General features: G+C 74.1%; 18 protein-coding genes. 4 read left to right on the top strand and 14 right to left on the bottom strand.

The features are described from left to right. Positions 1–80: 80 nt before the first annotated feature. The 6 genes from guaA to ABZW10_RS02340 all read right to left on the bottom strand — a co-directional run bounded on the left by guaA (position 81) and on the right by ABZW10_RS02340 (position 11229). A complete protein-coding gene (guaA, locus tag ABZW10_RS02365; RefSeq protein ID WP_355358489.1) occupies positions 81–1676 on the bottom strand; it encodes a glutamine-hydrolyzing GMP synthase in 1596 nt (531 codons plus the stop codon). A 1030-nt stretch (positions 1677–2706) separates the two neighbouring features. Then, the gene (locus ABZW10_RS02360) at positions 2707–4140 is read right to left on the bottom strand and encodes a hypothetical protein (protein WP_355358486.1); all 1434 of its coding nucleotides are present in this window, start codon (positions 4138–4140) and stop codon (positions 2707–2709) included. A 410-nt stretch (positions 4141–4550) separates the two neighbouring features. Further along, a complete protein-coding gene (locus ABZW10_RS02355) occupies positions 4551–6350 on the bottom strand; it encodes a GMC family oxidoreductase (RefSeq protein WP_355358483.1) in 1800 nt (599 codons plus the stop codon). 60 nt (positions 6351–6410) lie between these two features. Continuing rightward, positions 6411–8054, bottom strand: a complete 1644-nt coding sequence (locus ABZW10_RS02350; RefSeq protein ID WP_355358480.1) for a succinic semialdehyde dehydrogenase — start codon at positions 8052–8054, stop codon at positions 6411–6413. Between the two features lie 95 nt (positions 8055–8149). Then, the gene (locus ABZW10_RS02345) at positions 8150–9952 is read right to left on the bottom strand and encodes a protein kinase (RefSeq protein ID WP_355358477.1); all 1803 of its coding nucleotides are present in this window, start codon (positions 9950–9952) and stop codon (positions 8150–8152) included. Between the two features lie 173 nt (positions 9953–10125). Then, positions 10126–11229, bottom strand: a complete 1104-nt coding sequence (locus tag ABZW10_RS02340; protein WP_355358474.1) for a protein kinase — start codon at positions 11227–11229, stop codon at positions 10126–10128. A gap of 86 nt (positions 11230–11315) precedes the next feature. Between ABZW10_RS02340 and ABZW10_RS02335 the strand changes: the two genes are divergently transcribed. Continuing rightward, positions 11316–11852, top strand: coding sequence for an SHOCT domain-containing protein (locus ABZW10_RS02335; protein ID WP_355358471.1), 537 nt, complete (start codon positions 11316–11318; stop codon positions 11850–11852). A 32-nt stretch (positions 11853–11884) separates the two neighbouring features. On the opposite strand, the gene ABZW10_RS02330 is transcribed toward ABZW10_RS02335, so the two are convergent. After that, a complete protein-coding gene (locus ABZW10_RS02330) occupies positions 11885–13771 on the bottom strand; it encodes a serine/threonine-protein kinase (RefSeq protein WP_355358468.1) in 1887 nt (628 codons plus the stop codon). Positions 13772–14024: 253 nt separating this feature from the next. On the opposite strand from ABZW10_RS02330, the gene ABZW10_RS02325 reads away from it, so the two are divergent. Then, complete coding sequence (locus ABZW10_RS02325; RefSeq protein ID WP_355358466.1) at positions 14025–14636, top strand: hypothetical protein; 612 nt, start codon at positions 14025–14027, stop codon at positions 14634–14636. A gap of 64 nt (positions 14637–14700) precedes the next feature. On the opposite strand, the gene ABZW10_RS02320 is transcribed toward ABZW10_RS02325, so the two are convergent. The 4 genes from ABZW10_RS02320 to ABZW10_RS02305 form a co-directional block, all read right to left on the bottom strand. Next, positions 14701–15828 (bottom strand): GuaB3 family IMP dehydrogenase-related protein, encoded by a 1128-nt coding sequence (locus ABZW10_RS02320; RefSeq protein WP_355358463.1) that lies wholly within the window; start codon positions 15826–15828, stop codon positions 14701–14703. Positions 15829–16010: 182 nt separating this feature from the next. Further along, complete coding sequence (guaB, locus tag ABZW10_RS02315; protein ID WP_355358460.1) at positions 16011–17516, bottom strand: IMP dehydrogenase; 1506 nt, start codon at positions 17514–17516, stop codon at positions 16011–16013. 249 nt (positions 17517–17765) lie between these two features. Then, entirely contained in the window at positions 17766–18434 is a 669-nt protein-coding gene (gene shbA, locus ABZW10_RS02310) for an RNA polymerase sigma factor ShbA (RefSeq protein WP_355358457.1), read from the bottom strand. 317 nt (positions 18435–18751) lie between these two features. Beyond that, complete coding sequence (locus tag ABZW10_RS02305; protein ID WP_014136228.1) at positions 18752–19363, bottom strand: response regulator transcription factor; 612 nt, start codon at positions 19361–19363, stop codon at positions 18752–18754. Between the two features lie 570 nt (positions 19364–19933). On the opposite strand from ABZW10_RS02305, the gene ABZW10_RS02300 reads away from it, so the two are divergent. After that, on the top strand, positions 19934–20260 hold the full coding sequence (locus tag ABZW10_RS02300) for a WhiB family transcriptional regulator (RefSeq protein ID WP_355358454.1): 327 nt from the start codon (positions 19934–19936) through the stop codon (positions 20258–20260). Between the two features lie 98 nt (positions 20261–20358). Here the strand turns inward: ABZW10_RS02300 and ABZW10_RS02295 are convergent, their stop codons facing one another. From ABZW10_RS02295 to groES, 3 genes are all read right to left on the bottom strand, one after another. Further along, positions 20359–21378 carry a LysR family transcriptional regulator gene (locus ABZW10_RS02295; RefSeq protein ID WP_355358451.1) on the bottom strand — a complete coding sequence of 340 codons (1020 nt, stop codon included), beginning with the start codon at positions 21376–21378 and terminating at the stop codon, positions 20359–20361. A 167-nt stretch (positions 21379–21545) separates the two neighbouring features. Next, the gene (gene groL, locus ABZW10_RS02290; protein WP_355358448.1) at positions 21546–23174 is read right to left on the bottom strand and encodes a chaperonin GroEL; all 1629 of its coding nucleotides are present in this window, start codon (positions 23172–23174) and stop codon (positions 21546–21548) included. 116 nt (positions 23175–23290) lie between these two features. Beyond that, positions 23291–23596, bottom strand: coding sequence for a co-chaperone GroES (gene groES, locus ABZW10_RS02285; RefSeq protein WP_014136232.1), 306 nt, complete (start codon positions 23594–23596; stop codon positions 23291–23293). Positions 23597–23855: 259 nt separating this feature from the next. Between groES and ABZW10_RS02280 the strand changes: the two genes are divergently transcribed. Continuing rightward, positions 23856–24173 carry a hypothetical protein gene (locus ABZW10_RS02280; protein ID WP_355358445.1) on the top strand — a complete coding sequence of 106 codons (318 nt, stop codon included), beginning with the start codon at positions 23856–23858 and terminating at the stop codon, positions 24171–24173. The last annotated feature ends 3 nt before the right edge of the window (positions 24174–24176 follow it).

The following is a 24176-nucleotide window of genomic DNA, read 5'->3' as shown; positions in this document are numbered from 1 at the left end:
ACCCGCGCCGCCGACCCCGGGTACGGGGGCGGCGGCGCGGGTGTTCGGAACCGGTCAGGGCCGGCCGGGGCGGGGAGCGCTCACTCCCACTCGATGGTGCCCGGCGGCTTGCTGGTGCAGTCGAGCACCACGCGGTTGACGTCGCGGACCTCGTTGGTGATGCGGGTGGAGATGCGGGCCAGCACGTCGTACGGCAGGCGCGACCAGTCGGCGGTCATGGCGTCCTCGGAGGACACCGGACGCAGCACGATCGGGTGACCGTAGGTGCGGCCGTCGCCCTGGACGCCGACGCTGCGGACGTCCGCGAGCAGGACCACCGGGCACTGCCAGATCTCACGGTCCAGGCCGGCCGCGGTCAGCTCCTCGCGGGCGATCGCGTCGGCGTCGCGCAGCAGGTCCAGGCGCTCCTTGGTGACCTCGCCGACGATCCGGATGCCCAGGCCCGGGCCCGGGAACGGCTGGCGCTGGACGATCTCCTCCGGCAGGCCGAGCTCCTGGCCGACCATCCGGACCTCGTCCTTGAACAGCTTGCGCAGCGGCTCGACCAGCGCGAACTGGAGGTCCTCGGGCAGGCCGCCGACGTTGTGGTGGGACTTGATGTTGGCGGTGCCCTCACCGCCGCCGGACTCCACCACGTCCGGGTACAGGGTGCCCTGGACGAGGAAGTCGACCGACTCGCCGTGCTCGCCGGCCTCGGCGATGATCTCGGCCTGCGCCTGCTCGAAGACCCGGATGAACTCCCGGCCGATGATCTTGCGCTTCTCCTCCGGGTCGCTGACGCCCTTCAGCGCGTCGAGGAAGCGCTCCTGCGCGTCGACGACCTTCAGCTGCACGCCGGTGGCGGCCACGAAGTCCTTCTCGACCTGCTCGGTCTCGCCCTTGCGCATCAGGCCGTGGTCGACGTAGACGCAGGTCAGCCGGTCGCCGATGGCCTTGTTGACCAGGGCGGCGGCGACCGCCGAGTCCACGCCGCCGGACAGGCCGCAGATGGCGCGCTTGTTGCCGACCTGGGCGCGGATCGCCGCGACCTGCTCCTCGACCACGCTGCCGGTGGTCCAGGTGGGGGCCAGGCCGGCGCCGCGGTAGAGGAAGTGCTCCAGGACCTGCTGGCCGTGGTCGGAGTGCAGCACCTCGGGGTGGTACTGGACGCCGTAGAGGCGGGCCTCGTCGTTCTCGAAGGCCGCGACCGGCACCACGTCGGTGGAGGCGGTGACGGTGAAGCCCTCGGGGGCCGCGGAGCAGGCGTCACCGTGCGACATCCACACCGAGTGCTGCGCCGGGACGCCCTCGAACAGGGTCGAGCCGGTGCGCGAGACGGTCAGCGGGGTGCGGCCGTACTCCCGGGCGCCGGTGTTGTCGACGGTGCCGCCGAGCACGGTGGCCATCAGCTGGAAGCCGTAGCACATGCCGAAGACCGGCACGCCGGCCTCGAAGATCGCACGGTCGAGCTGCGGCGCGCCCTCCTCGTAGACCGACGAGGGACCGCCGGAGAGGATGATCGCCTTCGGGTTCTTGGCGAGCATCTCGGCGACCGGCATGCTGCTCGGCACGATCTCGCTGTAGACCCGGGCCTCACGCACCCGACGGGCGATGAGCTGGGCGTACTGGGCACCGAAGTCGACGACCAGGACGGTGTCGGTCTCAGGTACGGACTGGACGGGAGTAGCAGAGGACACAGACGGCCTTCCGGCAGCGGTACGAAAGGTGTCGCGCGTGGCACGCCCTACGGAGGGTGCGCGGAGTGCGACGGGCGGGGGTCTGCCATCGAGTCTACCGGGCTGGCCGGTTTCACTCGTCTGCCCGCCCCGGGGACCGTGACCGGCACGGGCGCCGGTTCGTTGCTCCGGGCGGACCGTACGACCGCGCCGCGCCCACCAGACGCGTCGCCCCTGCCCCGGCCAGGGCGCCTCCGTACGGGCACTGCAGGACCACGCGTGGAGCTCACCCCCAGTCCACCGGCGCGCGTGGCGCCGTCGCGGAGAACCGGCCCCGGCCGGGGAGCGGCGCGCCGTGGGACCGCGCGCGGGTGCTGCGGCCGGCCAGCAGGGGACAGCGACCCCGGCCGCGACCGGGGCAGGAGGTGGGGCGGCCGGCCGCCGGGGACGCCCGGGGCCGGCCGCCGCACCCGCCGCAGGACCGGCGCACCCCGCCCACCGTCCCCGCGCCGCTGTGCACGTCCCTGTGCGCTCCGGCCAGCATCATTACGCACCGTGATCATCGCCGCCGTCCCCGCGCCGACCCTCGCGACACCCCCGCACGGCGGGCCCGCCCCGGGCCGGCCATCGGCCCGGCCGGAAACGGCCTGTACCGAATCATGCCGAATCGGTTGCAGAGCAAGCCCTTCGTCCAGGACGATGCTGCGTGGAAGGGGTTCTCCCGGTGGCCGACGGGCTACCTGCGGTCCCGTCCCGGTGCCGCCGCGACCCACGGTGGCAACGATTATCACCTCACGCTCCGTGAGCGATGGTCCGATGCCGGCCTGCGCGCCGGACCGCCGCCACGGCACTGTGCGCCCGCGCTCGCCGGCCCATCCCCGCCGGAGCGGTGGCGTACGGCCCGTCAAGCCAACCGTCCGGACGGCGCTCCTCCCCCGGCGCCGTCACCCAGCACCGGCGCGGCCCTGACGCCGAGTGCTGAGCGACAAAGGGCCCCGTTCCCCCGCGGGGCCCTTTGCCCTGTCCGGGACCGGACGGCTGCCCCGGCCGGCTACTCCGGCCGGCGGCTCCAGACGCCGGGGTCCACCGGCCCGTCGTCCTCCGGGCGCCGCGCGGCGGACCACTGCGTGTCGCCCGATCCGATCACCTCCGAGACGACCGGTGTGCCGTCGGGGAAGTCGGGCAGGTCCCGCCCGGACTGCGCCGGCACCTTCGCCGACGGAGCCTGCGTCCGGCCGTCGCGGGCCGCCAGCAACGGCGGCACCACCAGCGCGCCGACCGCCGCCCAGACGAGGTTGGCCACCAGCAGCGTCCACGGCACCAGGGAGAGCGCGGTCTCGAACTCGGCGTCCTCGCCGAGGCCGAGGTTGCGGGCGGTGGCCCTCGACGAGCTCAGCATCCCCGACACCACCGTCAGCAGGCTGAGCCCCACCCCGTACACCAGCGCCAGCCGGAACCGGTCCGCGGCGTCCAGCCGCCGCCGGTACGCCGTCCAGCCGAGCACCGCGGCGGCGGCCAGCGCGAGCAGCCCGGTCCAGCGCCAGTCGCCGCTCGCACCGTGCAGGTCGAAGAAGGAGTACTCGTCGATGTCACCGCGGTCCGGGTACCAGTCCGACTCGCCGACGTCCGGCACCACGCTGCTGGTCCGGAAGGTCGCCCCGGAGCCCAGCCCGAGCAGCATCAGGCCGACGTTGGGCAGGAAGGCCGTCGCGGTGGCGGTCGGTTCGCCGCCGACGCCCTCGTCCCCGCTCAGCACCGCGACCACCACGAGACCGACCACCGACGCCAGGCCGACCGAGACCGCCAGCGCGCGGCCGGCCGCCAGCCCGGCGACCGCCCAGCCGCGCACCGCCCGGTTGCGCCAGGCCGCCCAGCGCAGCGCGTCCGTGCCGTACACCGCGAAGGCGAGCAGCCCGGCGAGCAGCGCCGTCCAGCCGGCCGCCTCGACCCAGCCGGCCGAGGACTCGTAGGTGACCCGCCCGAGCGTCCCGGAGTCCACGTCCACGTCGAAACGGCCGCCCGGTTGCCAGGTGGCGCCGCCGACCAGGCCGAGCAGCGCCGTCACCGCGGCCGCGACCACGGCCGTGCGCACGGCCTCGCCGGTCGCCTGCCGGCGGGTCTGCTGCTCGCCGGTGCGCTCCTGCCCGCGGCGCGCTCCGATCCGCAGGCCGAGCCAGAGCGCGAGCAGCCACAGCCCGGTGACGGTCAGCGGGACCGCGCGCACCAGCACCGCGCTGCCCCGCACGAGTCCGACCGGGCCGCCGGGGCTCGCGTCCAGGCGGAACGGTGCGCCGAGCGCGCCGAGGACGATCGCCAGCGCGGTGCCGAAGCGCGTGCCGTAGGAGGGGTGGTCGAGGACGGCCGTGTAGGGGAAGAACTCCCCCGGGATCGCGACCACCAGCGCGGCCAGCAGCAGCACGGCGGTGGGCGCGACGACCGCGCGCAGCGCCGGGCGCCAGTCGGCACCGGCCAGCCAGAGGAGCACGGCGGGCCGGGTCGCGGCCGGGTCGTACCGCCGGCCTGCGCCCCAGGGCCCCCCGGCTCCCGCCCCCGGCGTCCCCGGGAACGGCGGCACGGCGGGCGGCACGGGCGACGCAGGCGACGCGGACGGCGGCGCTGACGACGGAGGCGGGGGCGGCGGCAGGGCGGGTGGCGGCACCAACGGCCGCCCGCAGGACGCGCAGGCGAGCGCTCCCTGTGCCGACGCCGCGCCGCAGGATGCGCAGATGGCCATGGACCGCGTCCCCCCGTCCGAACGAACGATCTCCTGGTCCCCCAGGGCGCCCCTTTCTCCCATCGGGTACGGACGGCTGTCAACCGCTCACGCGCCGCCGGGCGCTCTCGGGACACACCCGGGACATTCCCGGATCCGGGCGGCGCCCCGGCGGCGCGGGGTCAGGCCTGCTTCTTCGGCACCTCCGGCACCTCCGGCACCGCCAGCAGCGGCAGCCGCAGCGCGCCGAACGCGTCGGCCGGCACCGCCGGGGCGGCGGGCGGGACCGGGGCGACCCGCCGGTACTGCTCGCCGGGCGCCGGGCGGGTGTCCGGCTCGCCCTTGTTGGGCCACATCGACATGGCCCGCTCGGCCTGCGCCGTGATGGTCAGCGAGGGGTTGACGCCGAGGTTGGCGGAGACCGCCGCACCGTCCACCACACTGATCCCGGGGTGTCCGTGGAGCCGGTGGTAGGGGTCGACCACGCCGGTCAGCGGGGAGTCACCGATCGGGCAGCCGCCCAGGAAGTGCGCGGTCATCGGGATGTCGAAGATCTCGCCGACGCTGCCGCCGGGGAAGCCGTTGATCTCGTCGGCGAGCGCCCGGGCGCCGCGCTCGGCGGCCGGGATCCAGGTCGGGTTGGGGGCGCCGTGGCCCTGGCTGGAGGTCAGCGCTCCCTTGCCGAGGCCCTTCTCCTTCAGCGAGACGGTGATCGAGTTGTCCAGCGACTGCATCACCAGGCCGATGATCGTCTTCTCGGACCAGCGGTACTGGTTCATCGAGCGGGCGAAGGTCACCGGGTGCTTGACCGAGTTGCCGAGGTAGCGCAGCCAGCGCGGGACCCGTCCGCCGCCCCGTACCTGGGCGATCGACAGCGCGCCCATCGCGTTGGAGCCCTTGCCGTAGCGGACCGGCTCGATGTGGGTGTTCCCGTCCGGGTGGATCGAGGAGGTGATCGCCACGCCCTTGGTGAAGTCCGCGCGGGCGCCGTACCGCCGGTCGGTGGTCTGCGCGCCCACCAGCGCCTCGGAGTTGGTCCGGGTCAGCTCACCGAGCCGGGCGGAGATCCGGGGCAGGTGGCCGGCCGCGCGCATCCGGTGCAGCAGCGTCTGGGTGCCGTAGGTGCCGGCCGCGACCACCACCCGGGCGGCGGTGATGGTCCGCGCCCCGGCCTTGACCGGGTCGGTGGCGGAGCGGCCGTCGGTGCGCCGGACGTCCACCGCGAAGCCGCCGTCCCGCTCGCGGATCCGGGCCACCGTGGTCAGCGGGTGGATCTCGGCGCCGCCCCGCTCGGCCAGGTACAGGTAGTTCTCGGTGAGCATGTTCTTGGCGCCGTGCCGGCAGCCGGTCATGCACTCGCCGCACTCGACGCAGGCCCGGCGGGCCGGGCCGGCGCCGCCGAAGTACGGGTCCGCCACCTCGGCGCCGGGCGCCGCCTTCGCCGTGCCGTCGCCGTCCTCGCCGTCGCCGAAGAAGACCCCGACCGGCGCCATGTGGAAGGTGTCGCCGACGCCCATCCGCTCGGCGGCGGCCCGCAGGTGGACGTCGGACGGGGTGACGGTCGGGTTGAGCCGCACCCCGAGCATCCGCCGCGCCTGGTCGTAGAACGGAGCCAGCTCCTCCTGCCAGTCGGTGATGTGGCTCCACTGGCGGTCCTCGAAGAACGCCTTCGGCGGCACGTACAGGGTGTTGGCGTAGTTCAGCGAGCCGCCGCCGACCCCCGCGCCGGCCAGGATCATCACATTGGCCAGCAGGTGGATGCGCTGGATGCCGTAGAGGCCGAGCTTCGGCGCCCACAGGTAGTTGGCCACGTCCCACGAGTTCCTGGGCAGTTCGTCGCGGTCGAAGCGGCGCCCGGCCTCCAGGACGGCGACCCGGTAGCCCTTCTCGGTCAGCCGCAGCGCCGAGACCGAACCGCCGAAACCGGAGCCGACCACCACCACGTCGTAGTCGAACTCCCGGTCCTCAGCCGAACCCACCATCTGCCACTGCTCCTTCGGAAGTCGTCCACGAAACGGGGGTACCGGCTGCCGCCGGGCGGGCTACCTGACGCGCAGGGCCTTCAGCATCCGCAGCCCGGCGGTCATCATCGCCGCGTACTGCCGGTCGTCCTGGCCGAGCGCCGGCGCGAGCGGCAGCAGCCGCTGGCTCGCGATCGTCTGCGCCTCGGTGAACCGCAGGATGCCCTCGGCGCCGTGCCGCCGGCCGAGCCCGGAGTCGCCCATGCCGCCCATCGGCGAGCCGGCCGAGCCGTACGCCGCGCCGTAGGCCTCGTTGACGTTGACCGTGCCGGTGCGCAGCCGCGCCGCGACCGCCCGGCCGCGCCGGACGTCCCCGGTCCAGACGCTGGAGTTGAGGCCGTACGGGGTGGAGTTGGCGGCGGCGACCGCCTCCTCCTCGGTGTCGAAGCGGTAGACCGAGACCACCGGTCCGAAGGTCTCCTCGCCGCACACCGCCATGTCCGGGGTGACGCCGTCCAGGATGGTCGGCTCGAAGAAGAACGGGCCGAGGTCCGGCCGGGCCCTGCCGCCGGCCAGCACGGTGGCACCGGCCTTGACCGCCTCCTCGACGTGCCGGGTGGTGGCCTCCAACTGCCGGGAGGAGACCAGCGAGCCCATGTCGGCCCCGTACGCGAGGCCGCCGCCGAGCCGCAGCGCGCGGGTGCGGGCGGCGAACTTCGCGAGGAACTCGTCGGCCACCGAGCGGTGCACCAGCAGCCGCTCGATCGAGATGCAGAGCTGGCCGGCCGAGGAGAAGCAGGCCCGGACGGCGCCCTCGGCGGCCCGGTCGAGGTCGGCGTCGGCGAGCACCAGCATGGCGTTCTTGCCGCCGAGTTCGAGCGAGGCTCCGACCAGCCGCCCGGCGGCGCGCCGGGCGACGTCGCGGCCGGTGCGGGTGGAGCCGGTGAACGAGACGTAGTCGCCGTGCTCGACCACGGCGGGGCCGATCACCGGGCCGTCGCCGATCACGATCTGCCACAGGTCGGCCGGCAGCCCGGCCTCGATCAGCAGCTCACGGGCCCAGAGCGCGGTCAGCGCGGTCTGCGTGTCCGGCTTGTTGACCACCGCGTTGCCGGCCACGAAGGCCGGCAGGGCGTCGCCGACCGACAGCTCCAGCGGGTAGTTCCACGGCGAGATGTGGCCGACCACGCCCTTGGGGCGGCGGGCCTCGACGGCCTGGGTGAGCAGCGGCACCGCGCCGAGGTGCCGCTTGTCGCGCAGGTAGGCGGGGGCGCAGCGGCCGTAGTGACGGGCGGCGATGGCGACGGCCATGACCTCCTCGAAGGCGTGCAGCCGGGCCTTGCCGGTCTCCGCCTGGACGAGGTCGAGCACCTCCTCCTGCCGCTTGAGCAGCAGGTCGTGGAAGCGCAGCAGGACGGCGGCGCGACGGCGGACCGGCAGCGCGGCCCAGGCCGGCTGGGCGCGCCGGGCCAGCTCGAAGGCGACCTCGACGTCCGCCGGGGTGGACTGCGGCAGGCCGGCCAGCCGCTCGCCGGTCAGCGGGGCGACCGTCTCCACCACGCTGGGCTCGCCGGTCGCGGTGATCCCGGCGGCGAGGCGGGCGACCAGGGACGACGGCACGGCCGAGGCGACGGTGCGCCCGCCGCCGGGTGCGGCGGGATTGCGGCCCGGCGCGCCGGTGCCGGCGGGGTCGTTGGCCGTGGCAGCTGCTGTGAGGTCCGTCATAAGGCGCAGCCTAGGCGCTCGGCGCCCGGTTCGGTACCCGTCGGTAACAACAAACCGGACGGCCGGCGGCCCCGAGGGACGGGCTGGTCAGCCGGTCAGCGGGTCGGCGTGAAGTAGTGCAGCACCGCGTTGAAGCGCTGCTCGGCCTCGTTCCACTCGGTGCCCCGCTCCGGGCTGGACGAGTAGATCGCGTAGCTGGTGCCGTCCTTGTCGATGAACTCGGCCTCGATCGCCCGCCGGCGGCCGCCCTCCTTCGCCAGGTAGCTGAACTCCCAGACCGCCGCCTCGTGGCCGTTCACCGCGACGCTGGTCAGCTTGTGCTGCTTGTAGTCCTTGAGCGAGGAGACGGTGCTCTCCATCTGCCGCATGTGCTCCAGCGGCCGGACCGACTGGCCCACGGTGACCGCGAACTGCAGGTAGTGCACCTTGTTGTCGGGGCTGTAGTAGATCTGGTTGTCGGACGTGCTGCTGCGCTGCCAGACCGGGGTGGTCGCGGGCAGCGGGAAGCGGAAGCCGGCTGGGTCGTCCACCCAGCGGTAGCCGACGGGCGGCGCGGGCATGCCGTCGCCGGGTCCGCTCGGCTGCGGCTCGGCCACGGTCGGGGTCGGCTTGACCACGTCCTCGTCCGGCCCGCCGTGCCGTCCTCTCAGGTAGAACACCCCGGCGACGGCCCCGGTGGCCAGCACCGCCAGCGCGACCGCCAGGACCAGCAGCACGCGCCGGCGCCCGGCCGGCCCGCGTACCGGCGCATCGGCGGACACCGCCGGCGCGACCGGTCCGGCGGGCGCCCCTTCGACGGGCTCCCGCGCCGGGTCCGCCCCGACGGACGGCTCCGCGGACGGCACCACCGGCGGCTCCTCGGCCACGGCCGCCGCCGCCCGCGGCACGGTGACCGCCTCCGGCCCCTCGGCGGGCCGGCCGGCCACCTCGCCCGACCCGTCCGGCCGCTCCGGCTCGCCCGGCTGACCTTGCTGACCCGCGTCGCCCGACCGGTCCACCACCGGCACCGACTGGGTCGGTATCCGCACCGGCGTGACCGGCTTGAACCCGAGGGTGTGCCCGGCCTGCACCTCGGCCAGCATCCGCGCCGCCTCGTCCGCGGTCGGCCGGTCCTCCGGGTCCTTGGCCATCAGCGCGGCCAGCACCGGCCCCAGCGGCCCGGCCCGGCGCGGCTCCGGCAGCGGATCCCCGACCACCGCGGCCAGCGTGGTCAGCGGCGAGGTGCGGCGGAACGGCGAGTCGCCCTCCACCGCCGCGTACAGCGTCGCGCCGAGTCCCCACAGGTCGGAGGCCGGGCCCGGCCGCTCGCCCTGCGCCCGCTCCGGCGCCAGGTAGTCCGGCGAACCGACCAGGTCGCCCGGCCGGGTCAGCTCGGCCGAGCCCTCGTAGGTCGCGATGCCGAAGTCCAGCAGCACCGCCCGCCCGGTCCCGTGCTCCAGCAGCACATTGGCCGGCTTCACGTCCCGGTGCAGCACGCCCAGCTGGTGGCCCCGGTGCAGCGCGGCCAGCACCTGGCCGCCCACCTCGGCGGCGGCGCGCGGCGGCAGCGTGCCGTCCTGGCTGATCACATCGGCCAGCGAGCGGCCGTCGACCAGCTCCATGACGATCCACGGCCGGCCGTCCTGCTCCAGCACGTCGTGCACGGTGATCACGCCGGGGTGCTTGATCCGGGCGGCCGCGGCGGCCTCCCGCTTCATCCGGGCGTGCAGGATCTGCAGCTCCTCCTCGGGGAGGTGGTTGACGGTCAGCTCCTTGACCGCGACCTCACGGTCCAGCATCCGGTCCCGGGCCCGCCACACGGTGCCCATCCCGCCGCGGCCCAGCCGCTCGCCCAACTCGTAGCGCCCGGCCAGCAGCCGCTCCGCCTCGGCCGACTCCGGCCGGTCCTGCGCGCCCATCCGCGACCGCTCCCCCTCATCCACCTGCCGTCACCGCGACGGAGGGCCCGGCGCAGACCACTCGGTGCAGACCGCTGAATCGAACAAATCCCACGGACACATTAGGCGCCCCGGTCCTCCCCCGGTAATCTCCCCCACCCGCCACCTCGGCGACCACGTTCCCACCGGCCCCGTCAGCCTGCGAACAGCACCACGGCCACCACGCCGAGCAGCAGCAGCAGGAACACCCCGCCCACCAGGACCGGGCCCAGCAGCGCCGGCGGGATCCGCGGCGGCCGGTCCGGTCCGGACGCCTCCGCCCGCGGCCGCTCGGCACCCGCCGCACCGTCACGCTTCGCCGCACTGTCGCGCTTCACCCCACCGCGCCGCCCGGGCGCGCGACGCTGCTCCGGCAGCGGCGGCGCCACCCGCTCGCCGGCCGCCGGCTCCGGCGCGCCCGCCAGCAGCTCCGCCAGCTCCAGCCGGACCTCCGCGGCCGTCGGCCGCCGCGCCGGATCGGGCTGCAGCAGCCGCTCCACCAGCGGCCCCAGCGGCCCGCACGCCTCCGACGGCACCCGCCGGCCCTCCCGCACCGCCGTCACCAGCTCCGGCACCCCGCTCTCCGGGTACGGCGCGCGACCGGTCACCATCCGGTGCAGCAGCACCCCGAGCGCCCAGCAGTCGCCGGCCGGACCACCGTCCAACGGCCAGCGCTCCGCCACCGACCCGACCAGCTCGGCCCGCACCTCGTAGCGGCGCCGCCCGCCCGGGCCGCCCAGCTCCTCGGCCAGCACCTCCTCGGCCACCCCCGGGAGCAGTCCGCCCAGCAGCGCCGCGCCGTCCTCGCAGACCAGCACCGAACCGGCGGTCAGGTTCCCGTGCGCCAGGCCCGCGTCGTGCAGCGCCCGCAGCGCCGCGGCGAGGTCCGCGGCGACCTCCGCCGCCCGGTACGGCGGCAGCGGCCCGTCCGCGAGCAGCGCGGCCAGCGGCCGACCGGCCTGCCGCTCCTCGACGGTCCAGAGCCGGTCGCCCTCGACGAACGCCCCGACGCCCTGCAGCAGCCGCGGATGCCGCGGCGCGGCGGCACCGACCGCCGCCACCCGGCGGACCAGCCGCTCGCCCTCGACCGGCCCGGAGCCGTCCGGCTCCTGATCGCCGATCAGCGACGCGGGAAGCTCCCACGCACGCAGCCGGACGACGTCGCCGCTCCGCTCGTCCACGGCGAACGCGCTCAGCGCCTCCGGCCGGTCCGTCAGCCGGTAACGCCCCGCCAGCACCTGCCCCGGGCCCGCTCGCATGCGTGTTCCTCTCCGCTCACCGCCAAGCCTAGGCCCAGTCCGGCCACGGAAGGCACCGCGCGGGCACCCCGGATTACCCTCGGTCCATGGACTGGACCGATCTGATCGACGCGGCCTTCGACGCGGCCGGCAGCAGCAACAACGGCACCCGGGCCGAGGCCCTGCGCACCGTCGAGGCGAACGTCGCCCCCGACGAGAAGCCGGTCGCCTCCACGGCCGGGCGCCACCCCGACCACTTCCGCAAGGGCGTCCTGGTCCTGACCACCCACCGGCTGCTCTTCCTCAAGGACGGCAAGCCCCCGGTCCCGGTTCCGCTGGAGGCGGTCACCGACGCGACCGTCACCAGGACCCGGATCAACGGCGAGGTGCTGCTGGTGGTCGCGCTGACCGGCTCGCACCGCTTCGAGGACGTGGTCAAGGCGGAGATGTTCGCCGAGCGGATCCGCACCACCGCCCTGAACGCCCGCCAGGCCTCCCGGAAGGCCCTCGACGCCCCGGCCCCCGCAGCCGCCGCCTCCGGCGCCGAGCTGCTGGAACAGCTGGAGCGACTGGCCGCCCTGCGCACCGCCGGCGCCCTCACCGAGGAGGAGTTCACCCGCGCGAAGCACCGCCTGATCGGCTGACCCGCAGCCGCACGGCCATCAGCGCGGACCGATCACGACGCCGGCTGGAAGGTGTCGAAGGCGGCCTGGCGGGCCTGCACGTTCTGCGGGGCGGCCCAGTCCGCGTCCGGCGTCGTCCAGTAGATCGCGTAGCCGTACTTGGCCGGGGAGCCGGTGACGAAGCCGCGGTTCAGCGAGTGCGTGCGCGGGCTGCCGCTGGTCCACTCCCAGTCGGCCGCGTTGGTCCACTCCCGGTAGGCGACGGACTGCAGCTGCACCCGCTGGTAGTTGGTCACCTGGCCGCGCAGCCCCGGCTCGGCGTCCTGCCAGTCGGCGAGCGCGCTCGGCCCCGGGCCGGTCGTCCACTCGATCCGCAGGGTGCTGCCGTTGCCCTTGAAGGTGCGGCGGGTCGGCTCCGAGCCCGACGGCTGCAGCCAGTCGGGCAGCACGACGGAGAAGCCGGACGGGTCCTTGTACTCGTGGTACCCGGCCGGCACCGCCGCCCCGGTCGCCGTCGGCGTGGGCGTCGGGGTCGGGGTCGGGGTCGGCGTGGGCGTCGGCGTGTCGCTCGGCGTCGGGTCCGCACTCGGCGTGGGGGCGGGCTCGGGCGCCGCGTCCTGCGTCGGACCGGAGCTCTCCGAAACCGTCACCGGCGCCGCGCCGCCCGGCGTGACGTCCGCCGCCACGGTGCCGCGCGCGCCGTTCGCCGAGCCCTCGTCGGAGCCGCCGAGCGCCTGCACCAGCGCGACCACGCCCGCGATCAGCAGCAGCACCACCACGACCGTCGCCACGGCCAGCCGCCGCCGGCCGGTGCGCGGGTCGGCCCCGGCCGCCTGGGTCGCGCCCAGCGTCCACTCACTGGTGACCGGCCGGACCGCATCCGTGTCCGAACCCGAAGGATCCGACGGACCCGACGGACCCGACCCGCCCGCAGCACCCGCCGCACCCGAAGGCTCGCCGGGCACCACCGGCGCCGCCGGCTCCCCCTTCCCGGCGTCCCCGGCCCGGCTGCCCACCCGCACCGTCCCCAGCAGCCCGCCGATCGGCCGCTTCGCGCCGCCGTCCGCGACCGGCACCGCCTGCTCGGTGGTCGACTCGGCCCGCGCGGTCGCCTCGGCGACCACCCGCTTGAGCATCGCCCGGGTCTGCGAGGCGGTCAGCCGCTTCGCCGGGTCCTTGGCCAGCAGCCCCTCGATCACCGGCAGCAGCGGCCCCGCGTTCGCCGGGGCGGACAGCTCCTCCGTCATCACCGCGGTCAGGGTCGCCAGCGCCGAGCCCCGGTCGTACGGGGGCCGGCCCTCGACCATCGCGTACAGCGTGCCGCCCAGCGACCACAGGTCGGCCGGCGGTCCGGGCTTCTGCCCCTGGGCCCGCTCCGGGGATATGTACGAGGGCGCGCCGACCAGCATCCCGGTGGAGGTCACCGAGCTGTCGCCCTCCACGCTGGCGATGCCGAAGTCGGTGAGCACCACCCGGCCGTCCTCGCCGATCAGCACGTTGGACGGCTTGACGTCCCGGTGCAGGATGCCGAGCGCGTGGGCGGCGCTCAGCACGCCGAGCACGTCCAGCGCGATCTCCGCCGCCCGGGCCGGCGCCAGCGGGCCGTCCTCGCGGACCACGTCCGCCAGCGAGCGGGACTCGACCAGCTCCATGACGATCCACGGCCGGTCGTCCTCCTCGACCACGTCGAAGACGGTGACCGCCGAGTTGTGCCGGATCCGCGCCGTCGCCTTGGCCTCGCGCAGGGTGCGGACGATCAGCCGGTGCTTCTCGTCCTCGTCCACGCTGGCGTTCATCCGCAGTTCCTTGACCGCGACCGTCCGGCCCAGCATTTCGTCCTCGGCGCGCCAGACGGTGCCCATGCCGCCGCGTCCGAGGACGTCGTTCAGCCGGTAGCGTCCGGCCAGGAGGCGGCCGTTGGAACCCTGCGCCTGGGTCATTCGGAACGTTCCCCCATGTGCTGCTGGCGGTCGTGGTGACGGCGTGTCGGACCGGCGTCGGGCCCGAGCGCCCAAGCCTCCATCATCCCCTGTCACGCGCGCCCCCGACCACCCGGCCCCCGGCCACCCTGGCGCGCGCCCGGGTCGGCGCGGCGCTCCGTGCCCGATCCGTGATCGAAAACTCTGTCGACCCCGGTCCGGGCCCTGCTACCGTTCGGCAGCTCACCGTCTTTCCGGGGGGAACACGACGTCCATGACCGCATCCGAACCGGGCGCTGACGGCCAGTCGGTCCGGCCGCCCACGGCCCCGCACTTCTCGGTCGCACCGGAACCGGAGACCCCCGAGGGCTACGTGGCCCCCGGGATGCCCGGCGCCCCGGTGGCCGGTTACCGCCCCGTCGAACCGGCCGACCCGGCCGGGACCGGTGCGGCCGACGGCACCGGCGGCGCCCCGGAACGCCGTCGCCGCCGGCACCGGACGGGCCCGGCCGTCGCGCTGGCCGTCCTCGCGATGCTGGCCGGCGCCGCGGCGTTCGGCTGCGCCCCGGCCCACGCGGAGGCCACCGTCGGCTGGCTGGCCATCGCCCCGGCGGCGGCGGTCGCCTGGCCGCTGGGCCGGCTCGGCGGCCAGGGCCGGATGCTGCCGCCGCTGGGCGCGCTGCTGGCGTCCGGCGCGCTGTTCCTCGGCCAGTTACTCGGGCAGACCCGCCGGCTGCACGAGCTGGCGGGCACCGGCTACGGCGAGCTGCTGCGCGACGCCCTCCCGCTCTGGCGCGACGGCCGCCGCCCGCTGGACCTGGTCTTCTTCGGCATCGCCGTGATCGGCGGCTTCCTGCTCACCCGCCGCGCCGCCACCCGCCAGTGAACCCGCGCCGACACGGCGCGGGGCCCCCGGCGCGGTGCGCGACGGGGGCCCCGGGAGAACGGGCTCAGCGGTGGTTGAGCGCCGGGTTGACGGTCACCTCGACCCGCTGGAACTCCTTGAGCTCGGTGTACCCGGTGGTCGCCATCGCCCGGCGCAGCGCGCCGAACAGGTTCATGGTGCCGTCCGGGGTGTGCGACGGGCCGGTGAGGATCTCCTCGGTGCTGCCGACGGTGCCGAGGTCGACCCGCTTGCCGCGCGGCAGCTCCTCGTGGACGGCCTCCATGCCCCAGTGGTAGCCCTTGCCGGGCGCGTCGGTGGCGCGGGCCAGCGCGGCACCGATCATCACCGCGTCGGCGCCGCAGGCGACCGCCTTCGGGATGTCGCCGCTGTAGCCGACGCCACCGTCCGCGATGACGTGCACGTAGCGGCCGCCGGACTCGTCCATGTAGTCGCGGCGCGCGGCGGCGACGTCGGCGACGGCGGTGGCCATCGGCACCTGGATGCCGAGCACGTTGCGGGTGGTGTGCGCGGCGCCGCCGCCGAAGCCGACCAGCACGCCGGCCGCGCCGGTGCGCATCAGGTGCAGCGCGGCGGTGTAGGTCGCGCAGCCGCCGACGATGACCGGGACGTCCAGCTCGTAGATGAACTGCTTCAGGTTGAGCGGCTCGGCCGCGCCGGAGACGTGCTCGGCGGAGACGGTGGTGCCGCGGATGACGAAGACGTCGACCCCGGCGTCCACGACGGCCTTGGAGAACTCGGCGGTGCGCTGCGGCGAGAGCGCGGCGGCGGTGACCACGCCGGAGTCGCGGACCTCCTGGATCCGCTGCTTGATCAGCTCGGCCTTGATCGGCTCGGCGTAGATCTCCTGCAGGCGGCGGGTCGCGGCGGACTCGTCGGTGATCGCGGCGATCTCGTCGAGCAGCGGCTGCGGGTCCTCGTAGCGGGTCCAGAGGCCTTCCAGGTTCAGCACGCCGAGGCCGCCGAGGCGGCCGATGGCGATGGCCTGCTGCGGGGAGACCACGCTGTCCATGGGCGCGGCCAGGAACGGCAGCTCGAACCGGTAGGCGTCGATCTGCCAGGCGATCGAGACCTCCTTCGGGTCACGCGTACGGCGGCTGGGGACGACGGCGATGTCGTCGAAGGAGTACGCCCGACGGCCGCGCTTGCCTCGCCCGATCTCGATCTCAGTCACTTCGAGCCCTTCTGGTGGTGTTGCTCATGCCCGCCGGGTCACCCCGGCCGCCCCCCAGTATCCCGCACCCGTCCGCCCTCGCACGGCCCCGCCCCGGCCCCCGGTCCCCCGGCAGACGGTCCCCGGACAGCCCGCGGGGCCCGCCACCCCTCGGTGGCGGGCCCCGCGGCCGGGTGCCCCGCTCAGCGGCGGGCGCTGTAGTTCGGCGCCTCGACGGTCATCTGGATGTCGTGCGGGTGGCTCTCCTTGAGGCCCGCCGAGGTGATCCGGACGAACCGGCCCTTGCTCTCCATCTCGGCGACGTTGGCGGCGCCCACGTAGCCCATGGTCTGGCGCAGACCGCCGACCAGCTGGTGCAGCACCGCGCCGAGCGGGCCGCGGTAGGGCACCTGGCCCTCGATGCCCTCGGGGACGAGCTTGTCGTCCGAGGCCACCTCGGCCTGGAAGTAGCGGTCCTTGGAGTAGGAGCGGCCCTGGCCGCGGGACTGCATCGCGCCCAGCGAACCCATGCCGCGGTAGGACTTGTACTGCTTGCCGTTGATGAACAGCAGCTCGCCCGGGGACTCCTCGCAGCCGGCCAGCAGCGAGCCCAGCATCACGGTGTCGGCGCCGGCGGCCAGCGCCTTGCCGATGTCGCCGGAGTACTGCAGGCCGCCGTCGCCGATGACCGGCACGCCGGCCGCCTGGCAGGCCAGCGCGGCCTCGTAGATCGCGGTGACCTGCGGGACGCCGATGCCGGCGACCACGCGGGTGGTGCAGATGGAGCCCGGGCCGACGCCGACCTTGACGCCGTCCACGCCGGCGTCGATCAGCGCCTGGGCGCCGTCGCGGGTGGCGACGTTGCCGCCGACCACGTCGACCTTGACGGCCGACTTGATCTTCGCGATCCAGGCCAGCGCGTTGTGGCTGTGGCCGTGCGAGGTGTCGACGACCAGGAAGTCCACGCCCGCCTCGACCAGGGCCTGGGCCCGGTCGAAGGCCTCGGCGCTGGCGCCGACGGCGGCACCGACCAGCAGCCGGCCCTCGGAGTCCTTGGCGGCGTTGGGGTACTGCTCGGCCTTGACGAAGTCCTTGACCGTGATGAGGCCCTTGATCCGGCCGTCGTCGTCGACCAGCGGCAGCTTCTCGATCTTGTGGCGGCGCAGCAGCGCCATCGCGTCGACGCCGGAGATGCCGACCTTGCCGGTGATCAGCGGCATCGGGGTCATGATCTCGCGGACCTGGCGGGTGCGGTCGGTCTCGAAGGCCATGTCGCGGTTGGTGACGATGCCGAGCAGCTTGCCGCTCTCGTCGGCGATCGGCACACCGGAGATCCGGAACTTGGCACAGAGCGCGTCGGCCTCGCCCAGCGTGGTCTCCGGGCCGACCGTGATCGGGTCGGTGACCATGCCCGACTCGGAGCGCTTCACCAGGTCGACCTGGTTGGCCTGGTCCTCGACCGACAGGTTGCGGTGCAGGACGCCGACGCCGCCCTGACGGGCCATCGCGATCGCCATCCGCGACTCGGTGACCTTGTCCATCGCCGCGGAGAGCAGCGGAATGTTGACGCGCACGTTGCGGGAGACCCGCGAGGAGGTGTCGACCTCGTTCGGCAGCACCTCGGACGCCCCCGGCAGCAGCAGGACGTCGTCGTACGTGAGTCCGAGCATCGCGAACTTCTCGGGTACGCCTGCGGCGTTGTAAGACATTTCGGGGGTACCTTCCGTGGCCGGCTCGATCAGCTCGCGCCCTGCAGGTGGGGGCGCTGTCATCAGCTCACTCGCTCGGACGCCGAAAGCCCGGTGGCCGTGACCGTTGGAGGATCCTCCAGGGAAACCCCGTGCACACCGTCGAAACTTTGGCGACCCGCCCAGGCGCCGATACCCCATGGTACTGGCACCGCGAATGCGCTCTCGTGTGCCCTTGACAACACAGCCCGGCCGTGGGCCATTCCGCCCCTACGAGGACTCCTCCGCGAGCGCCCGCAGCCGGCTGAGCGCACGGTGCTGGGCGACCCGGACGGCCCCCGGGGACATGCCGAGCACCTCGCCGGTCTCCTCCGCCGAGAGCCCGGCGGCCACCCGCAGCAGCACCAGCTCGCGCTGGCGGGCCGGCAGGTTGGAGAGCAGTTCCTTCGCCCAGGCCGCGTCGCTGCTGAGCAGCGCCCGCTCCTCCGGGCCGAGCGCGTCGTCCGGCACCTCCGGCAGGTCGTCCTGCGGGATCACCGTCGAGCCGGGCCCGCGCATCGCGGCCCGCTGCAGATCGGCGATCTTGTGCGCGGCGATCCCGTAGACGAAGGCCTCGAACGGGCGCCCCTGGTCCCGGTACCGGGGCAGCGCGCAGAGCACCGCGACGCAGACCTCCTGCGCGATGTCGTCCACGTGGTGCCGGGCGCCGCCGGGCAGCCGCACCAGCCGGCCCCGGCAGTACCGCAGGGCCAGCGGGTGGACGTGGGCGAGTAGCGCGTCGATCGCCGGACCCTCGCCGCGGACGGCGGCCGCGACCAGTGCGGGCAGCGCACCGGGCCCGTCGCCCGGTTCCGCGTACCCCGGGCCGGGCCCGGGCGCGGAGGGCTCGGCCTCCACCGGGTCCGCCTCACCGGGAGCCCCGGTCACGTCGTCACGCATCGGTCCATGGTGCCTGGTCGCGCGGGAAAACGCGGCACCGCGTCCGGAGTTGTGCACCGGAACGTTATGCGGTGCCGCACCGGTCCGCACCACCGGCCCCTCCTGCACCGTCCCGCCTCCCGCCCCGCCGCCCCGGGCGCTCCCGTCCGCGGCGCCGTCCGCCGAGTCTCCCGCGGCCGTGTGGTTCGCCGCAGTTCCTGCCCGCTGGTCCCCGAGGTGCTCCACTCCTCCATGGTGCAACCTCGGGACCGTAACGTCACACGCCCCCGCACGGACAATCGTGCGGAGCGTGCCGGAACCGGCGGCGCCGGCGGCGGTCAGCGGACCAGGCCCCAGCGGAAGCCCAGCGCCACCGCGTGCGCGCGGTCCGAGGCACCGAGCTTCTTGAACAGCCGCCGGGCATGGGTCTTGACGGTGTCCTCGGAGAGGAACAGCTCGCGGCCGATCTCGGCGTTGCTGCGCCCGTGGCTCATGCCTTCGAGCACCTGGATCTCACGCGCCGTCAGGGTCGGCGCCGCGCCCATGTCCGGGCTGCGCAGCCGGCGGGGGGCGAGCCGCCAGGTCGGGTCGGCGAGCGCCTGGGTGACGGTGGCCCGCAGTTCGGCGCGCGAGGCGTCCTTGTGCAGGTACCCGCGGGCGCCGGCGGCGACCGCGAGGGCGACCCCGTCGAGGTCCTCGGCGACGGTGAGCATGATGATCCGGGCGCCCGGGTCGGCGGACAGCAGCCGCCGGACCGTCTCCACCCCGCCGAGGCCGGGCATCCGGACGTCCATCAGGACGAGGTCGGAGCGGTCGGCCACCCAGCGGCGGAGGACCTCCTCCCCGTTCGTCGCGGTGGTGACCCGGTCGACACCGGGTACGGTCGCGACCGCGCGGCGAAGCGCCTCGCGGGCGAGCGGGGAATCGTCGCAAACGAGAACGGAAGTCATGACCGTCGTCCTCCGCAGCTGATCCGCGTCACGTTGAGCCTCCTGGCTGGTACGAACCTCTTCGACACGGCCGATCGGCGTCAGACTCCGTGCTGATCGCCTGAGATTCCCCGCGATCGTTCCCGACGTCCGGCGTCCGCTAACCGCCTCCGCACTTCCAACGACCATCACTCGAATGAGTTACGGCCTTCGGGGCCATCTCCACCACTGTACGTGGCCGACCCGTTACCGATCAGCCGCATCGCGGTGCACACGCCGCACTTTTGCGCAGCTCGCGCGCGGTCGGCGTACAACCCGCACACCCGCGCGGGTCCGTGTGCGCCCGTCGGCCACCCGATTGCCACATCCGCGCCCGGCGGCCGCCGGCCCGGCAGGCATGCCCACTTTGCCCGGTTTCAGAGCTTTCGTATGGTCATTGACTGTTGTGCCACTCTGTGGGTGACTTGTCCATGGAGTTGCCGTAAGTCATATTTCCAGGTGTCCACACCGCGCCGGACGCCCGCCGTGCCGTCGCCGACGCAAGCCGCCGGCGACCGGCCCGCGGTCGACGACCTCTGAAGGGAATGAGCCATGGCAGATTTCTCCCGACTCCCCGGCCCCAACGCGGACCTCTGGGACTGGCAGCTCTCCGCGGCCTGCCGCGGCGTGGACAGCTCGCTCTTCTTCCACCCCGAGGGGGAGCGCGGCGCGGCCCGCAGCTCGCGCGAGGCGAGCGCCAAGGAGGTCTGCATGCGCTGCCCGGTGCGCACCGAGTGCGCCGCGCACGCGCTGGCGGTGCGCGAGCCGTACGGCGTCTGGGGAGGCCTGACCGAGGACGAGCGCGAGGAGATGATGGGCCGCTCGCGCAACCGGCTGGTGGAGGTGCCGCTCGCCGCGCCGAGTGCGGCCCAGCAGTAGAAGCGCCAGGCTCCGCCCGCCCGGGAAGAAACGTTACTTCCCGAAGTCACACCTGTTCGGGGCCCGCCCGGTCGACCCGGGCCCGGCACACCGGCGGGTCAGCGCGCCGCCGCCCCCGCCGCCGCCCCCGCCAGCCGCTCCAGCATCAGCGCCACCGCCGGCACCTCCGCGAGGTCCGGCAGGGTCAGCGCGACCACCTGCCGCACCGCCGGCGCCCCCGAGACGGCGTGCACCGCCACCGGCACCACCCCGTCCGGCCGCACCGACTCCAGCGCCAGCCCGGGCAGCACCGCCACCCCGAGTCCGGCCGCCACCAGCCCGACCACCGCCGGGTAGTCGTCGGTCGCGAAGTCGATCCGCGGCTCGAAGCCGGCGCCCGCGCACAGCTCCACCAGGTGCCCCCGGCACTGCGGGCAGCCGGCGATCCACTGCTCCCCCGCCAGTTCGGCCAGCCCCACCGGCCCGCCGCGCCCGGCCAGCCGGTGCCCCGCGGGCAGCAGCCCGACCAGCGGGTCGTCCAGCAGCGGGGTGACCACCAGATCGGACCAGTCGGCCCCGGCGCTCAGCTGCTGGGCCTCCAGATTGGCCTCGGCGCGCGCCTCCCGGGGCGTTCCGTGCGCGGGCGCGGGCGCGGGCGCCGGCGCGAGAGTGGATCCGGGGGCCTGCGGGTAGCGGAAGGCGAGCGCGACCTCGCACTCACCGCCGCGCAGCATCGCCAGCGACTCCGGCGGCTCCGCCTCGACCAGCGACACGCGCACGCCCGGATGGCTGTCCCGCAGCCGGGCGACGGCGGGCGGCACCAGGGTCGAGCTGGCGGTCGGGAAGGACACCAGCCGGACCCGTCCGGCCCGCAGCCCGGCGATCGCGGCGACCTCCTCCTCCGCGGCGGAGAGCCCGGCGAGGATCCCGGTGGCATGCTTGAGCAGGACCCGCCCGGCCTCGCTCAGCTGCATCCCGCGGCCCGAGCGGACCACCAGCGGGGTGTCCACGGACTTCTCCAGGGCCTTCATCTGCTGGCTGATGGCGGGCTGGGTGCAGCCCAGCTCGCGGGCGGCGGCGGAGAAGGAGCCGGTGCGGGCTACGGCACGCAGGACGCGCAGGTGGCGGGCCTCGATCATGCCACCAAGATATAAGAGATTCTTTGCATTACGCAAAATTCAACTGATAGTTGAAGGCTGAAACAGCCTTGAACGGCCGCAGGCCCGGCCCGCCACCCCTCTCGGGGCGCGGACCGGGCCTGCGTCAGTGGCTGCGCTCAGCGGCTGCGGCCTCGGTGGCTACGGCCTCAGTGCGAGTGGCCGTGACCGCCGTGCGAGTGACCGTTGTCGGCCTCCTCCTCCTTCTTCTCCACCACGAGGGTCTCGGTGGTGAGCAGCAGGGAGGCGATCGAGGCGGCGTTCTCCAGGGCGGAGCGGGTGACCTTGACCGGGTCGATGACGCCGGCCTTGACCAGGTCGCCGTACTCGCCGGTGGCGGCGTTGTAGCCCTGGCCCTGCTCCAGCTCGGAGACCTTGGAGGTGATGACGTAGCCCTCCAGGCCGGCGTTCTGGGCGATCCAGCGCAGCGGCTCGTGCAGCGCCTTGCGGACGACCGCGACACCGGTGGCCTCGTCGCCGGACAGGCCCAGGCCGTCGTTCAGCACCTTGGCGGCGTGGACCAGGGAGGCGCCACCACCGGCGACGATGCCCTCCTCGACCGCGGCGCGGGTCGCCGAGATGGCGTCCTCCAGGCGGTGCTTGCGCTCCTTGAGCTCCACCTCGGTGGCGGCACCGACGCGGATGACGCAGACGCCGCCGGCCAGCTTGGCCAGGCGCTCCTGCAGCTTCTCGCGGTCCCAGTCGGAGTCGGTGTTGGCGATCTCGCCCTTGATCTGGGCGACGCGGCCGGCCACGGCCTCGCTCTCGCCGGCACCGTCGACGACGATCGTCTCGTCCTTGGTGACGGTCACGCGGCGGGCCGAGCCCAGCACGTCCAGACCGGCCTGGTCGAGCTTGAGGCCGACCTCCTCGGAGATCACGGTGCCGCCGGTCAGGACGGCCAGGTCGCCGAGGATCGCCTTGCGGCGGTCGCCGAAGCCCGGGGCCTTGACGGCCACCGCGTTGAAGGTGCCGCGGATCTTGTTCACCACGAGGGTGGACAGCGCCTCGCCGTCGACGTCCTCGGCGATGATCAGCAGCGGGCGGGACGAGCCGCCCTGCAGGATCTTCTCCAGCAGCGGCAGCAGCTCCTGGATGGAGGAGATCTTGCCCTGGTTGATCAGGATGTACGGGTCCTCCAGGACCGCCTCCTGCCGCTCCGCGTCGGTGACGAAGTACGGCGACAGGTAGCCCTTGTCGAACTGCATGCCCTCGGTGAAGTCCAGCTCCACGCCGAAGGTGTTCGACTCCTCGACGGTGATGACACCGTCCTTGCCGACCTTGTCGATCGCCTCGGCGATCAGCTCGCCGACCTGGGCGTCCTGGGCGGACAGGGTGGCGACCGCAGCGACGTCGTCCTTGCCCTCGATCTCACGGGCGACCGACAGCAGGTGCTCGGAGACGGCGGCGACGGCCTTGTCGATGCCCTTCTTCAGGGCGGCCGGGCCGGCGCCGGCGGCGACGTTGCGCAGGCCCTCGTTGACCAGGGCCTGGGCCAGCACGGTGGCGGTGGTGGTGCCGTCACCCGCGACGTCGTTGGTCTTGGTGGCGACCTCCTTGACGAGCTGCGCGCCAAGGTTCTCGTACGGGTCGTCGAGCTCGACCTCACGGGCGATGGTGACGCCGTCGTTGGTGATGGTCGGGGCGCCGAACTTCTTGTCGATGACGACGTTGCGGCCCTTGGGGCCGATGGTCACCTTGACGGTGTCGGCCAGCTTGTTGACACCGCGCTCCAGCGAGCGGCGGGCGTCCTCGTCGAACTGCAGGATCTTCGCCATGTTCCCTATTCCCTCGGGGGTGCGGCCTTCGCGGCGGCCGCTCGACTACGTGAACCAACAGCCACGCCCCGGTCCCCTGTCACTAGGGACACGGATCCGGGGCGTGGCTGGACGTCTTACTTCTCGATGATGGCGAGAACGTCGCGGGCGGAGAGCACCAGGTACTCCTCGCCCTGGTACTTCACCTCGGTGCCGCCGTACTTCGAGTACAGGACGATGTCACCGACGGCGACGTCGAGCGGCAGACGCTGGCCATCCTCGAAGCGGCCCGGGCCGACGGCCAGGACGACGCCCTCCTGGGGCTTCTCCTTGGCGGTGTCCGGGATAACCAGGCCGGAGGCCGTGGTGGTCTCGGCGTCGAGCGGCTGGACCACGATGCGGTCCTCGAGCGGCTTGATGGCAACCTTGCTGCTGGTGGTCACGTCCGAGCTCCCCTTCGGAGATTACGGGGTTTTCTAACGGGTAGGGGCGAACTCGCGCATCTGCCGTCGCGGGGGTCAGACACGCACTGTCGCGTTAGCACTCCCCCGGTGGGGAGTGCTAGTGATGACCATAGGCGGCGGTTAGCACTCAGTCAACCAGAGTGCCAACGACGCGCCCGGCGGTCCCGCGATCCGGATGAGTGACCGATGAGTAGCCGTACTCATGTGCGGGGGCGGCCCCGGCCCGCACACTCGGTCCATGACCACGACACCGATCGCCACCCGGCCTCCCCGGTGGAAAGACCTGCTGTTCGCGGTGATCCTCCTGCCGCTGTTCCTCGCCCTGCCGTTCGCGGTCCTCCAGGTGACGTCGGCGTTCGTCTGGAGCGTGGCCCCGCACTTCTCCGCGGCCCGCTCGACCGCCTTGCTGGTGGTGGCCGGGCTGCTCGTGCTCGCCTCGGCCGGCCTGGTCGCCCGGTTCTCCTGGCGCGCCGGCTACCCGGTCGTCGCGGTCGCCGCCGTGCTGTCCCCGTTCGTCTGCCCGGCGGTCCTCCTGGTGGCCTTCAGCCAGGTCTGACCG

Origin of the sequence: Kitasatospora sp. NPDC004723, assembly GCF_040609255.1 — a bacterium.
Classification (GTDB): Bacteria; Actinomycetota; Actinomycetes; order Streptomycetales; family Streptomycetaceae; genus Kitasatospora.
This window is presented reverse-complemented; position numbering and strand designations above follow the sequence as displayed.

Excerpts from the sequence above, each read along its gene's own strand:
- ABZW10_RS02355 (WP_355358483.1), bottom strand. The coding sequence starts at position 6,350 with ATGGTGGGTTCGGCTGAGGACCGGGAGTTCGACTACGACGTGGTGGTG.
- ABZW10_RS02350 (WP_355358480.1), bottom strand. The coding sequence starts at position 8,054 with ATGACGGACCTCACAGCAGCTGCCACGGCCAACGACCCCGCCGGCACC.
- ABZW10_RS02345 (WP_355358477.1), bottom strand. The coding sequence starts at position 9,952 with ATGGGCGCGCAGGACCGGCCGGAGTCGGCCGAGGCGGAGCGGCTGCTG.
- ABZW10_RS02340 (WP_355358474.1), bottom strand. The coding sequence starts at position 11,229 with ATGCGAGCGGGCCCGGGGCAGGTGCTGGCGGGGCGTTACCGGCTGACG.
- ABZW10_RS02335 (WP_355358471.1), top strand. The coding sequence starts at position 11,316 with ATGGACTGGACCGATCTGATCGACGCGGCCTTCGACGCGGCCGGCAGC.
- ABZW10_RS02330 (WP_355358468.1), bottom strand. The coding sequence starts at position 13,771 with ATGACCCAGGCGCAGGGTTCCAACGGCCGCCTCCTGGCCGGACGCTAC.
- ABZW10_RS02325 (WP_355358466.1), top strand. The coding sequence starts at position 14,025 with ATGACCGCATCCGAACCGGGCGCTGACGGCCAGTCGGTCCGGCCGCCC.
- guaB (WP_355358460.1), bottom strand. The coding sequence starts at position 17,516 with ATGTCTTACAACGCCGCAGGCGTACCCGAGAAGTTCGCGATGCTCGGA.
- shbA (WP_355358457.1), bottom strand. The coding sequence starts at position 18,434 with ATGCGTGACGACGTGACCGGGGCTCCCGGTGAGGCGGACCCGGTGGAG.
- ABZW10_RS02305 (WP_014136228.1), bottom strand. The coding sequence starts at position 19,363 with ATGACTTCCGTTCTCGTTTGCGACGATTCCCCGCTCGCCCGCGAGGCG.
- ABZW10_RS02300 (WP_355358454.1), top strand. The coding sequence starts at position 19,934 with ATGGCAGATTTCTCCCGACTCCCCGGCCCCAACGCGGACCTCTGGGAC.
- ABZW10_RS02295 (WP_355358451.1), bottom strand. The coding sequence starts at position 21,378 with ATGATCGAGGCCCGCCACCTGCGCGTCCTGCGTGCCGTAGCCCGCACC.
- groL (WP_355358448.1), bottom strand. The coding sequence starts at position 23,174 with ATGGCGAAGATCCTGCAGTTCGACGAGGACGCCCGCCGCTCGCTGGAG.
- ABZW10_RS02280 (WP_355358445.1), top strand. The coding sequence starts at position 23,856 with ATGACCACGACACCGATCGCCACCCGGCCTCCCCGGTGGAAAGACCTG.